General features: G+C 63.6%; 12 protein-coding genes. 3 read left to right on the forward strand and 9 right to left on the reverse strand.

All coding sequences use genetic code 11. The features are described from left to right. Window positions 1-10: 10 nt before the first annotated feature. Genes NZ773_09635 through NZ773_09650 form a run of 4 tightly spaced genes read right to left on the reverse strand, consistent with a single transcriptional unit; the run spans window position 11 to window position 4922 of the window. Window positions 11-1447, reverse strand: coding sequence for a B12-binding domain-containing radical SAM protein (locus tag NZ773_09635; protein ID MCS6802183.1), 1437 nt, complete (start codon window positions 1445-1447; stop codon window positions 11-13). Window positions 1448-1462: 15 nt separating this feature from the next. After that, complete coding sequence (locus NZ773_09640) at window positions 1463-2497, reverse strand: flippase-like domain-containing protein (protein ID MCS6802184.1); 1035 nt, start codon at window positions 2495-2497, stop codon at window positions 1463-1465. Beyond that, window positions 2494-3450 (reverse strand): glycosyltransferase, encoded by a 957-nt coding sequence (locus NZ773_09645; protein ID MCS6802185.1) that lies wholly within the window; start codon window positions 3448-3450, stop codon window positions 2494-2496. Before NZ773_09645 ends, NZ773_09640 begins: the two co-directional genes overlap by 4 nt. A gap of 20 nt (window positions 3451-3470) precedes the next feature. Beyond that, window positions 3471-4922 (reverse strand): B12-binding domain-containing radical SAM protein, encoded by a 1452-nt coding sequence (locus tag NZ773_09650; protein MCS6802186.1) that lies wholly within the window; start codon window positions 4920-4922, stop codon window positions 3471-3473. A 206-nt stretch (window positions 4923-5128) separates the two neighbouring features. On the opposite strand from NZ773_09650, the gene ybeY reads away from it, so the two are divergent. The 3 genes from ybeY to NZ773_09665 are packed head-to-tail and all read left to right on the forward strand — an operon-like array spanning window position 5129 to window position 6637. Beyond that, complete coding sequence (ybeY, locus tag NZ773_09655) at window positions 5129-5590, forward strand: rRNA maturation RNase YbeY (protein MCS6802187.1); 462 nt, start codon at window positions 5129-5131, stop codon at window positions 5588-5590. Then, complete coding sequence (locus NZ773_09660; protein MCS6802188.1) at window positions 5587-5955, forward strand: diacylglycerol kinase family protein; 369 nt, start codon at window positions 5587-5589, stop codon at window positions 5953-5955. The genes ybeY and NZ773_09660 overlap by 4 nt, the downstream gene beginning before the upstream one ends. Window positions 5956-5965: 10 nt before the next feature. Then, the gene (locus NZ773_09665) at window positions 5966-6637 is read left to right on the forward strand and encodes an endonuclease III (protein MCS6802189.1); all 672 of its coding nucleotides are present in this window, start codon (window positions 5966-5968) and stop codon (window positions 6635-6637) included. A gap of 422 nt (window positions 6638-7059) precedes the next feature. Here the strand turns inward: NZ773_09665 and NZ773_09670 are convergent, their stop codons facing one another. From NZ773_09670 to NZ773_09690, 5 genes are all read right to left on the reverse strand, one after another. After that, on the reverse strand, window positions 7060-7515 hold the full coding sequence (locus NZ773_09670) for an Hsp20/alpha crystallin family protein (protein MCS6802190.1): 456 nt from the start codon (window positions 7513-7515) through the stop codon (window positions 7060-7062). A gap of 436 nt (window positions 7516-7951) precedes the next feature. Then, the gene (locus NZ773_09675; protein ID MCS6802191.1) at window positions 7952-8761 is read right to left on the reverse strand and encodes an alpha/beta hydrolase; all 810 of its coding nucleotides are present in this window, start codon (window positions 8759-8761) and stop codon (window positions 7952-7954) included. After that, complete coding sequence (locus tag NZ773_09680) at window positions 8758-10479, reverse strand: alpha/beta hydrolase (GenBank protein ID MCS6802192.1); 1722 nt, start codon at window positions 10477-10479, stop codon at window positions 8758-8760. The genes NZ773_09675 and NZ773_09680 overlap by 4 nt, the downstream gene beginning before the upstream one ends. Before the next feature lie 403 nt (window positions 10480-10882). Further along, window positions 10883-11587, reverse strand: a complete 705-nt coding sequence (locus tag NZ773_09685; GenBank protein ID MCS6802193.1) for a hypothetical protein — start codon at window positions 11585-11587, stop codon at window positions 10883-10885. 46 nt (window positions 11588-11633) lie between these two features. After that, a partial coding sequence (locus NZ773_09690) for a hypothetical protein (GenBank protein ID MCS6802194.1) occupies window positions 11634-12230 on the reverse strand: 597 nt, incomplete at its 5' end.

A 12230-nucleotide genomic window follows, 5' to 3' on the forward strand; every position in this document is an offset into this window, starting at 1 on the left:
GATCTCCCAGTTACGCGCTCTGTACATACTCAGGCCGTCCCGTATTGAGGAAAAACCGCCGAGCAGCAGCAGCATAGCGCGGTAGATTTCGCCAGGTGTCAAGCATTGTCATCCGCCGCCAAATGCGGCTCGGTCGCAAGTAGAAGCGGCGGTAGGCTTCATGCCATTTCTTCTCCACAATCTCGGGCGTCGTCTCTCCGATCGAGAAATGAGCACGGTCGCTGTGAATAGCGAGCTCTTCCCAACTCTTCACATGAAACTGTCCTTCACGGACAATGATGTCATACAGTTCTGTGCCGGGATAAGGTGTCGCGATCATGAAGTTGGCAAGATCCGGGTCGAGCTCGATAGCGAAGCGGATCGTCTCTTCCATTGTCTCTTCAGTATCGCCGGGCATCCCAAAAATGAAGAAGCCCATCGTCTGCAGCCCGGCCTTCTTCGCGTTCCGCATCGCCGTTCGCACTTGGTCGAGCGTTTGCTTCTTCTTCATCCGATCGAGGACGGCCTGATTGCCGCTCTCAACGCCGAACCCGACCCGGCGGCATCCCGCCCGCTTCATCAGAAAGAACAGCTCTTCATCGGTGGCATCAGCGCGCATCCCGTGGATTGTGACCCACGGGACATGGGTCAGGTTGTTGTCGATGAGCGCCCGGCACAGTTCTTTGGCTCGAGCGAGGTGGAGATTCCAGACATCATCAGCAACGCCGATCTCGGTCGCTTTGCACTCTTCGATCAGCCAGCGCCACTCGGCGATCACCTCACTGATCTTGCGCGGGCGCCATGTCCGTCCTTCGACGCTGCGCGAGCAGAACGTGCAGGCGTGGGGGCACCCTCGCGAGGTCATAATGGTGAACGACCGTTCTTTCCGCCAGCCATCGGTCATCGGCTGGAGGTTGCTGTACTTCTCGACGTTGAAGAGGTGGAAGGCCGGCCGCGGGAGGGTCGAGAGATCCTTCTGAAAGGGACGGTCAGGGTTGTGGATCACCTCGCCTGTCTCGAGCTTGATCGTCAGCCCCCGGATCTGCCGGAACCGCTCCGCCGCTTCGCTGAGCGGGCGGCCATTCAGTTCCGCGAGGATCGGGAACAGCTCGCGCACTGGCTGCTCGCCCTCGCCGCGCACCACCATATCGACACTCGGCCGTTCGATCTGCTCCAGCGGCTGAATGGTTGGATGGGGCCCGCCCATGATTGTCAAGGCGCCGGCCGCTTTGGCGGCATCTACAGCGTGCCAGGCATCGACAATTTGCGGCGTCGTGGCCGTGACGCCGACAACGTCCCACCCCTCGGCGAGGACTTCCTCATACGGCTGACTTTCCGCCGCGCCGTCGTAAATCCGCACGGTGTGGCCCAGCTCTTCAAGCGCGCCACCAATGTAGGCCAAGCCGAGATGGATCAGCTCAGGCGAGGTCCAGATTTTCGACTTCGGGTTTACCAAGAGCACGCGCATGCGTTCACCCTCGTGTCACAGCCGGATCGGCGACGGCGACCGCTGCGGGTCGCTCGCGGCGTCGTCGCCCGAGGCATCGCGCGCCGCAGGAGTCGGGCGCCGGAGTGCGGAGAGCCAAGCGACGCCGCCGAGGAGCCCCGCGCCGACAATAACTCCCTGCATCAGTAAGGACATCGTCAAGGCTTGCGCCTCGCTCATCACCCCTGCAAGCGACGCGTAGAAGAAGACATAGACCGCTTGCTGGACGCCAAGCCCGTTGATCGAGATCGGCACGAGCAAGACAAAGGCAATGATCGGGTTAAAGACGAAGAAGTAGACGAACGGCGCCTCCGCGCCGATCGCCACGCCGCACAGCCAGTTGACGACCGACGTAACCGTCTGGATGCCGAAAGAAATTGCCGCGGCGGACGCAATCGCCCCGGGAGCGCGCCGGTAGGCGGCAAAGGCGTCGGCGACCGTTCGGCCTGTCATGCGCAGCCGGTTGAGCGGCGGCAGAAGCACGAAAAGATACCTTGCTTGGCGCGTCACCGACCGCGTGATCAGCCCGAGGAACAGCAGCAGGGTCGCAGCGAAAAGCGCAAGCGAGAGGACAGCAACATGCCAGAGCGCTGTCGCGCCGGTCCACATCGCTGCGACCGTTCCGAAGAGCGCTGCCGAGGCGATGAAGACCAGCAGTCCGACGAGGCGGTCGACGATTACCGACGTCGCCGCCGCGGTCCCGTTCACGGCCGAGCGGGAGAGATCGAACGCCCGGACAGCGTCGCCCCCGACATTGCTCGGGAGAAAATTCCCGAAGAAGAGGCCGACGAACGTCGAGCGGAGCAGCTGGCGGAGGGGAACCTCCACCCGCTGTGCCCGTAGGAGGACCCCCCACTTGTAGGCATTCATCGCAATCGCAAGGAGGTAGAGCGCGAAAGCGAGCAGGATGATGCGCACATCCGCTCCGCGCGCTTCCGCTGCAATCCGTGCCGGGTTATCCTGGGCGATAAGCCACGCGACCAGCGCCAGACTGATCGTCAGGCGGAGGAGGAAGGAGAGCAGCGGCCTCACTTCGCCTCACGAAGACCGGGTGGGCGCGGAGCGACTGCTGGCGGAAGCGACGCCTTCTCCAGGTCGACCCGCTTCGTCGACCATGCCATCTCCCAGATGACATGCTTCCGGCCGCGAATGTAGTAGTCGTACGCGCCGAGCATGCGCGCAAACAGCTCGAGCGCGCCGGCCGTGAAGATAAACACCACCATCCGCAGGAGCCGATAGATCTCCTGCGCCGCAAGGCGGGCGACCACGGCGGAGTTGAGGCTGGCCACTTTGTAGCCGTACTTGTGCTTCAGGTGCAGATGACCCGCATGGTTGCGCCGCCGCTGCCGAATGAATTCCGCAATCGACTCAGGCCCCATGTTATAGACGACTGCGTTCGGCGCATAGACAACGCGCAGCCCGCGCTGAATGATGAACGCCTCCATGAACGCCTCGTCCATCGCGACATCGGTCGGGATCGCGTCGATCAGCTTGCGAAACGCGATCAGTTCGCCGAGGCGAGGCACCTCAAGGCAGAGCTGGTGCTCCAGTTGGAGGCGAAGATGACTCATGTAGCCGATAAACTGGTCTGACGCATTGACCGGCACCTTCTGTGCGCCCGTCATCCCGATTGTCGGGTCGAAGAAGGGCTTGATCAGGTGCTCGATCGTGTCGTGGCGGACAAGCGTATCGCCGCTCTGCACGACGACGATGTCCTCCTTCGCCTGGGAGAGAAAGAGGTTAATCGCCGCCGTCTTGCCTTCTCGCCGCGGCTGGACGAGCAAGCGGACACGCGGATCCTTCGCCGCATAGGACTCGACGATCTCATGCGTACGATCGGTGCAGCCGCTGGCGACCACGATGATCTCGCTGATCTCGACTGTCGCCAGTTCCTGCGCGAGAAGCGCCTCAAGGAGACGCCCGATGTTCGCCTCCTCGTTGTAGGCCGTCACTCCGATCGAGACCCGAAGCCGTTCGCTCGTCATCGCTCGCGTCCATCCTGCCGCTAGCAGACGGCCTCAGGAGCTGGCTCCTTGCGCGGCGAGTGGTACGGCATCGCCATCTTGATCGCCATGCTCGCCAGCCGCGGCAGTTGCTGCCATGTTGAGCGGCGCGCTAGCGTCTTTAGGATGCGCCGCGGCCGAAGATAGAAGCGCCGGTGCGCCTCGTGCCATTTCCGCTCCATCACTTCTGCCGGCAGATCGAGCTCGTAGCGGGCTTTGCCTTCCAAGAAGATGTAATCGTCCCAGTCGTCCATCAGCAGCCGCCCCTTCTCCAGCACCTCGTTGTACAGGATCGTGCCAGGGAAGGGAGTGGTCATCGAGAAATTGGCGACATCCGGGTCCAGTTCGATCGCAAAGCGGATCGTCTCTTCAATCGTCTCTTCCGTATCCCCCGGAAGCCCGATCATGAAGAACCCGATCGTTTCTAGGCCAACGGCTTTGGCGTTCGCAAATGCCTCTCGCACCTGCTTCATCGTGTGCTTCTTATTGATGCGCTGGAGAATGAACTCGTTGCCCGTCTCCGGCGCAAAGGCGACGCGCTTGCAGCCAGCGGCTTTCATCTTGGCGAGCAGTTCGCGATCGGCCAAGTTCGAGCGAATGCCGTTGATGAGCAGCCACGGAACGGTGTTGAGCCCTTCCTCAATCAGCGCGTCGCAGATTGCCGCCACGCGCTTGCGGTCGATATTGAACGAGTCATCGACGATGCCGATCTCGGTCGCGCCGAGGTCGTAGATCAGGTGGCGAAACTCCGCGATGACGCTCTCTACCGAGCGAGCGCGCCACTTTTCGGGGAAGGTCGACTGCGAACAGTAGGTGCAGCGATAGGGACAGCCGCGGGAGGTGCACACCGCAAACGACCGCGCCTTCCCGCCGTCCATTGTCGGCTGGAGCGAGGTATACCCTTCCTTCCGAAAGAGGTGGTACGCCGGGAACGGGAGCGAGTCGAGGTCGCGGATCGGCGGCCGCTCCGGATTGTGGATAAAATCGCCGCTCGGCCCGCGGAAGGAGACGCCCTTCACGCCGACGAGGTTCTCAGCGAGCGCCGCCGTGTCATGCCGCGGCGTCCGCGCGACCACCTTCAGGAACTCTTCCCACGTCGCTTCGCCTTCGCCCCGCGCTACCGCGTCGATCGGCGAGCGCCGGAGCGTCTCCTCAGGGAGCACTGTCGGATGCGGGCCGCCAATCATGATCGGGCAGGGATGCAGCCGCTTCAGCTTTTCGGCAACTGCCCATGCTGCCTTCACTTGGGGCGTGTTTGCCGTCAGGCCAACGACATCCGGCGGAAATTCCTCCACCAAGCGTTCGAGGGGCGTGTCTTCGACCTGCATATCGAACACCCGCACCCGGTGCCCAAGCTGCTCCGAGATCGCGGCGATATACGCGATCCCAAGCGGCGGCGACGTCCGAACCGCAATCGGCATGTTGATGTTCGGGTTAATCAGCAGCACATTCATCGTCGATATACCTCATCCAGCCCTGCGGCCGATGCCGCGACGACGAATTCGCATCGCTGCGAAAGACGTCGGGATAGGCAGTCAAGCAGGCGCTCAACCAGCCGCTGGTACTATAGCACAGCTTTTCTCCTTCGGGGCTCGCTTGTTCCGTTCGCACCCCCTGTTGCGCCCGCCTTCGCGCACGTGGTAGGCTCGCCTCGAAGGGAATGGCTGACGACCACTATTCCATCGCGATTGAGATTGACGCGCCGTTCCGTGAGCGGGTCGACGCGCGTGCTCTTCTCGGAGCGGCAAAAGCGACCCTCGCCGCCGAGTCGGTACGACCGCCGGTCGAGGTCAGCCTGCGCATCACCGACGACGCGACTGTCCAAGCGCTGAACCGCACCTATCGCGGGATCGATGCGCCGACAGACGTCCTCTCTTTCCGTTACAGCGACCACGACTTTGTCGTCCCGCCCGAGGGGCTGTGCCATCTCGGAGATATTGTTATCGCCTATCCGTACACCGAGCGGTCCGCTGCCCGGCACGGCCACTCCCCAGCCGAGGAACTGCTTCTCCTCACCGTTCACGGTATGCTTCATCTTCTGGGATATGACGACGACGAAGAAGAGGCCTGGGCGAAGATGAAAGCGCGTCAGGACGCTATCGTCGAGTCCTTGCGCTCGTGAAGCGCGCGGGCAGCCTTGCCGAAAGCTTCCGCTACGCCTTCGCCGGGCTTCGCTACGCTTTCGGGTCGCAGCGGAACATCCGCATTCAAAGCCTCATCGGCCTCGGCGCGATCGCTTTCGGGCTCTGGTTGGGATTGTCGCTCGTGGAATGGGCAATCCTCTTCCTCGTCATCGCCTTCGTGCTCGTGACCGAGATGATCAACACCGTCTTTGAGACCATCGTCGACATGATCACGACTGACTACAATCCTCTCGCCAAGACGGCGAAAGATGTCGGTGCGGCGGCAGTTATCGCTGCGGCGATCACGGCAGTAGCGATTGGAGTGCTGCTCTTTCTCCCGAAGCTGCTCGCGCTCCTCCGCTGAAAACGCAACCATGCCGGAGAACCACCTCCCCTTCGACATTCACGACGTGATGCGCCGAGTGCAAGAGGCGGTCTCGGCGTTGCCGAAGGCGGTGCTTTTCGAACTCGCCGACGAGGGGTATCGCAGCCTTTTCGAGCAAGTGGTCGCCTGCATCATCTCGACCCGGACCAAAGAAGAGGTAACCGGCTTTGTCGTGCGGCGGCTTTTCAGGGCGGCGCCGACCCCTGCCGCAATGAGTGCCCTCCCGCTCGCGACGCTTACCGCTCTCCTCGAGCCGGCAGCGTTTCCAGCGCAAAAGGCAGCGCAGATCCAAGCGATTGCTCGTCTGACCGTCGAGCAGTTCGGCGGAGCGCTTCCCTGCGACAAGGCGATTATCAGCTCTCTGCACGGGGTCGGTCCCAAGTGCGCCAATCTTGCCCTAAGCATCGCCTGCGGTATCCCTGGGATCGCGGTGGATATCCACGTCCATCGGATCACCAATCGGTGGGGCTACGTCGCCGCGAAAACACCGGAAGGGACGCTGAAACAGTTAGAGGCGGTGCTGCCGTCCGAGTATTGGACCGACATCAACCGCCTCCTTGTTCCGTTTGGGAAATATCTCTGCACCGGCACCCGACCGCGCTGCACAACCTGCCCAGTGCGCGCATTCTGCCGCCAAATCGGCGTCTCAGCACATCGGTAGCCGACCTTCATCTCCCGCCGGCCTGCTGAAGTGCCCAGCGCAGTGCACCGAGGGTCGGCTCGACCAAGACGTGCCCCCCACCACGGCGGGATGGCTGAGGACGCCGCCGGTCAGCCGGCGGAGGCGCACCGCAGCAGCCGGATCGTGCTCGATATCGCGATGTCGTCGATCGTCAGCCGACACTCCCCTCGCTGCCGCCCATCTCGCCCCATCACGCCACAGTTCGTAATGCCGTGCAAAATCGAGCGCGCCTCCTCTTCTGGACCTGCCGCAAGACGCGGCTCGAGCGCAGGGAAGCCGCGCTTAAGCTCCTCTCATCGGCGAGAGACCGTCCCCCTCTCCCTGCAGCACCTCCTCGACTGCCATCTTCAGGATGTGCAAAGCCGGCCCCGAGGGGCCGGCAGATGCGGGAGGGAGACGCCCTATGCGGCGACCAATTGCTTCTGCGGCTGCCCCACCGTCAGGGGGATCACTCGCGTCCGCGCCGCCGCTGTCTTCGGCGCAGTGATCCAGAGGACGCCGTTCTCCAGCCTCGCCTCGATCCCATTCGGATCGATCTCAGCGCTCAGCGTGATCTCGCGTTGGAACCGGCTCGGCCCATACTCGCACCAGACCGGACGAGCATTCTCCCGTTCGAACGGGGCAAGCTCGCCGCTGATCCGGATCGTCGAGTTATGGCAGGTCAAGTTCAGCTGCTCCGGCGCCAGACCCGGCACCAGCGCCTGAACATAGAAGTTATCGTGGTCTTCCCACACATTTACCGGAACTGACTGAATCTCCGCACGCGCCCCCTCACCAAAGGACGACAGCATGCGCTTGGCAAGATAATCCAGCGTCACAAACGCGGGATCATTAAAGATCGAGTATGCCAGCGTCATCGCCACCTCCTTTCGTAGAATTGGCCGTACGTTTCAGACAGCCAATTCCTATCTATATCAGATCGAACAGACTGTCAAGAGGTCAAGATTAGCGTTCCATTAGAGATCTCTCGAAGATGCACTATAGGACACAGCGATCGCACAAACGGATTTCCTGCAAAGAAAACAGACGAGGGCATTCCCTGCGAGGAGAGGAGGGCTGCAAGCCATCCACACTATGCCGAGTGCGGAAATAGAGGCACATGCGGGCAGCTGGGCACTAATGCGTCATTAATTGAGCCAAGCGGGCGGCTTTCTGCATTTCAAGCAGCCAGCCGCTCGATTGCGCCTATCATCTCGTCTGAGCGCGCCATCATGTGGCCAACGCTGCAAAGAGAGGGGAATACCGCCGGGTCCCGTCCCCGCGCTCTGGCGAGCAGGGCGCTCACGCGCCGCCTCACCGCTCCTGGTCGAGGAAGTCGCGGACGATCGCCGCGATCGCCGGAGCGTGCAGGGTGAGCATCCCATGCCCCATCTCCGGCAGTTCGAGCAGCCGGCCGTTCCGAATGTAGGCTGCGGCACGGCGGGTCGGCTCGACGAGGTCATCATTCGGACAGAGCACGAGCACCGGCTGCTCGACCTTCGGCAGGTTGTCGGCGTGGTGATAGTCGAAGGCGGCGCGATGCCCCCACCAGCTCCGTTCGCCGCCGCGCAAGCTCTCCGCGACCTCGCGCTGCACCATCTCCAGGGTCATCCCCGGCCCGCGCCACTCGTAAATCGCCTTCCAGCGCCGGACGAGATGCGACCCATCCTCCGCCAGCGGCTCCGGCTTGCCCATCGTCTGCCGCTGGCGGGCGAGCTCCTCGTCGGTATAGATCGGCGCTGAAACGAGCACCAGATGGGCAACGCGTTCCGGCGCCGTCAACGCTGTTTCGACCGCGATCTTCGAGCCGGTGTGATAGCCCATCAGGTCAACCTGCTCGAGGCCGAGCGCGTCTATCACCTCGATCATGGCGAGCGCATAGTCATGAATTGTTGGCGGCGCAGGAGGGGGGTCCGACTCGCCGAAGCCGGGCGTATCGGGAGCGACCGCAATCCGGTCGTTTCCCATCTCTTCGAGAAAGGCGGTGTACATCCGTCCTGACCCGGGCGAGAGATGAAAACAGACAAGAGGGCGCTTGGGAGTGACGCCCGCGGGCGGCCGGGCGATCCGCAGATGAAGCTGCCCATAGCGACCGTCGATATACAGCCGACGCACCGCGCTCATGCTACGCGTCCTTCCTCCGGGAGCGGCAAGTCCGCAAGGAAGGTGCGCCAGAGAGAGACCGCATGGGAAAAGCCCTCCGGCGTCGAGCGAGGATGGGTTACATACGCGACGGCGTTCGGCGTCAGGCGTTTCCCCTCTTCGAGGAAAACCCGCAGCGGGTCGGTCGGGCTTGCGCAATGCATAGTCGGCGCCTGGATCAGCGGCAACCGCTCCCGGGTAGGGTAGGCGAATGCCGCCCGGTAGGATTTATGGTACGTTTTCCCGCCCTTGATGAACTCGACGAAGCTCCGGTGCATCGCCTCGGGGTCTGCCAGCCCGGCCCGCCGCGCGCTCGCCGCTGTCCGGTCAAAGTAAGGGTAGAAGAGCTGCATGTCGCGCAGCTGGTTCCATGCCCAGATGAGATGATCGCCGTAGGAACTGAGCCGGAGCGGGATCGGATAGTTCTCGATCAGCCACTTCGTTTTCTCTGGGTCGTAGAGCGTGATGCCGTCCAAGATCAGATGCTTGACCTGAGCAGGCCGCTTGATGGCGATGTCGATGGCGATCATGGCGCCTGTATGGGAACCAAGGAGGTCATACTCCGGCCAGCCAAGCTGATCGATGGCTTCTAGAAGCACGTCGGCAAGGTCGCCGATCTCCGGCGTGCCGGGGAGCGGCGCCGAGTCGCCATTGCAGGGGTTGTCAAACGTGACCACCGGGCGGTCCAGGCCAAAGCGGAGCAGCAGCGGCTCCATGCTTAGGCTTGAGCCGGGCGAAGCATGGAGGATGACAAGGGGGCGTTCCGGGCCCTCGCCGCTTTTGCGCATCAGCACTTGGCCGACCGAGGTCAGCGCATAGTCGCGGCGCACCTCGCTCACGAGGAACGGCACGGGCGGCGGCGGCGGGGGCGGCGGCAGCGTCTCCTCCCCGCCAAGGAACTCGACGATCTTGGCCGCGAACGCGCCGTCCTCGCCGTCGTCGACAATCTCGTTCAACACGGTGTCCGGCAGCCTGCCAACGCGATCGAGATACCTCCGCAACGGGTCGTGAGCGCGCGTAAACAGCGCCGTCGGAACCGTCACTTTCTGAAGAGCAGCGACCGCATCGTATCGGAACGCTGCGCGATACCCTTTCCGGTAGTGATTTCCCGCCCGCAGCATATCGACGAAGTGGTCGTGCAGCACCTCATCCGAGGGCACGCCGCGCAGCAGCCGCCCCTCCGGCGTTCGGTTAAACCACGGCCAGAAGAGCGTCATATCCCGCCGCATCGTCCACTGCTGCACGAGGTGGCTGCCATCCGAAACAGGAATGAAGAATGGCGTGTAATTGTCGAGCAGCCATTGGACCGTCTCGGGCGGGTAGGCGCCGACGCCGTCGAGGACGAGCCGGCGCACGCGATGGGGATAGCGGATCGCGAACTCTAAGGCGATCTTCGTTCCCGTATGCGAGCCAAACAGGTTACAGCGGCTCACGCCGAGGGCGTCGAGCGTTTCGGCGAGCGCTTCGGCGAAATCGCCGATCGTCGGCTCCTCTGCTTCGAGCGGCGACGACTCTCCGTAGCCGGGGGTGTCGGGAGCGATGACGGTGTAGCGCTCGCTCAAACGAGCAATTAACGGCTCCAGCGACCAAGAGCTCCCCGGCGAGGCATGGATCATCACCAAGGGCGGGCCGTCGCCCGCGCGCCGATAGTGAACCCGCCGCTCGCCTGCGTGGGCATAGTGCTTCAGGAGTGTGGCCATTGCCCCCCCACATGCTGGTGTCTCGCTCGCGGTCAGCATACATCGTCGCGATCACCAGCGCGCGCCTGCCGAGGCAGAGGAGACCTTCCCTCGTCATCCACTCGCCCGCTGCAGAACTGCGCGGACGCGGAGCAGGGGCGTCGGCGTCATGCGACGAGTGTGCTGCCCCCTCGCCCTCCTGCGCGTCGGAGCGTGCCTGCGCCGCACGGTCAGGGCACCGCCTCGCGGCAGACGGCTCGAGGCGGTCGCCAGCAGGCGTCGGGAGAGTGGGTCTGCTCTTAACCGCGCCGATGCCGCCGACCTCGAGCGGCACCCCAACGGCGGGATCGCGATGCGCGGCCCTTTCCTCTCCTCTTTTGGGCACCGACGAGCGGGAACGCGTGCGTCGGTCGGCTGAGGATGCTCAGCGGCCGACTGGGAGGTCGGCCTCGGCACTCGAGGCGCCGCAGGTCACCCGCACTTTCCCCACCCCCGTTGGCGACGACGGCGGGATTGTCCAGCGCCAACTTGCCCGTCCGAGCCGATCGGCCGCTTGGTTGTTCAGGCCCGCGGCTGGGCTCTCCTCGCCGTTCGGCAAGATGACGGTGATGGCACAGGAGGCGCCGGGCACGGTTTGAACGGTCACGGCGGCTTGCCCTCCCGGCGCAGCGCTTTGAACAACGAGGAAAGAGAGCGGAGCATTCGAGGCTGGGCGCGGCGGCGCGTTCGGCGGCGTGAGCGAGATGGAGAGAATGCCGCCGTTCCCGGCGCAGGCGCCTTCGATCGCCGTTCCGATGATGAGCCGGCCATCCTGACAGGTGATGTAATACTGCGACGGCGTCGGCGTTGCGGTCGGCAGCGCCGGAGGAGAGGCCGTTGGCGCTGCCGGAACTGCTGTCGGCGACTGGGGAGGAACGGGGGTCGCACCCGGGGAAAGCCCCGGTCCCACCGGCAATTCGAGCACGCGCTCCTCATGCCGAGGGCGAAGCCACGCCAGCGCGTCTGGGCGCGCGAGCGCGAGCCCAAAGGCGAGCAAGGCGCAGCTGACGATTGCGGCGAGGCCGAGCACAAGCAGCATCCCAGCAAGCCGAGATGCCCGCTCGGCGGCAGGATCGCGCGGAGCGGTCATCTCTCTCTCCCCAGAAGAAAGCGCGCCGCAACCCGGCAGGCCTGCATCACCACCATCCAAAGATCTGGCGGTGTGCCGACCAGACGGTCGTCTGCGCCCCCAAAAAGTGCGGCCCCAGCGCCCACTCCTCCACCGGTTCCCGCACCACCCACCCCGTCTCTATCTCCGCAATGTGCGCACACGGCGCAAACTCCAGAATGTCCCGCTGGATCGCCAAGTACAGCCCCGGCTGCTGGTCGGATGGAGCGTTGCGGATCTCCGCCAAGCGCTCCGTCCACATCGGGTGGACAATATTCTTCCCGCCCCACATCCCGGGCGGCGGGTCATAGTCGTGAGCAAGGTCGTACATCGGCTCATACAGCGCGTGCCCGCACTCCTCCTTGAACCACATCGGCACCTTCCGCCCAAACGGCAGGCTCGTCTGCAGCCGCACCTCCACCACGATCCCCAGCTCCTTCAGCGCCTCCCGCACAATCTCCCCAAACCGCAGCGACTCCCCGCTCGGCTGGATGTACAGCGGCGTCTCAAATCCCGCCGGATACGCGCTCGCCGCCAGCAGCTGCTTCGCCCGCGCAAGGTCTGTCTCATAGTGCCAGAAGGCGTCGGTGGAATATTTCGAGACGCTCGGGATGGGGGATGTGGA

This window comes from Dehalococcoidia bacterium, from assembly GCA_025054935.1.
Lineage (GTDB): Bacteria > Chloroflexota > Dehalococcoidia > SpSt-223 > SpSt-223 > JANWZD01.

Coding starts and splice junctions, on each gene's coding strand:
- NZ773_09650 (MCS6802186.1), bottom strand. CDS start 4,922: ATGAATGTGCTGCTGATTAACCCGAACATCAACATGCCGATTGCGGTT.
- NZ773_09685 (MCS6802193.1), bottom strand. CDS start 11,587: ATGACCGCTCCGCGCGATCCTGCCGCCGAGCGGGCATCTCGGCTTGCT.
- NZ773_09665 (MCS6802189.1), top strand. CDS start 5,966: ATGCCGGAGAACCACCTCCCCTTCGACATTCACGACGTGATGCGCCGA.
- NZ773_09675 (MCS6802191.1), bottom strand. CDS start 8,761: ATGAGCGCGGTGCGTCGGCTGTATATCGACGGTCGCTATGGGCAGCTT.
- ybeY (MCS6802187.1), top strand. CDS start 5,129: ATGGCTGACGACCACTATTCCATCGCGATTGAGATTGACGCGCCGTTC.
- NZ773_09680 (MCS6802192.1), bottom strand. CDS start 10,479: ATGGCCACACTCCTGAAGCACTATGCCCACGCAGGCGAGCGGCGGGTT.
- NZ773_09635 (MCS6802183.1), bottom strand. CDS start 1,447: ATGCGCGTGCTCTTGGTAAACCCGAAGTCGAAAATCTGGACCTCGCCT.
- NZ773_09670 (MCS6802190.1), bottom strand. CDS start 7,515: ATGACGCTGGCATACTCGATCTTTAATGATCCCGCGTTTGTGACGCTG.
- NZ773_09645 (MCS6802185.1), bottom strand. CDS start 3,450: ATGACGAGCGAACGGCTTCGGGTCTCGATCGGAGTGACGGCCTACAAC.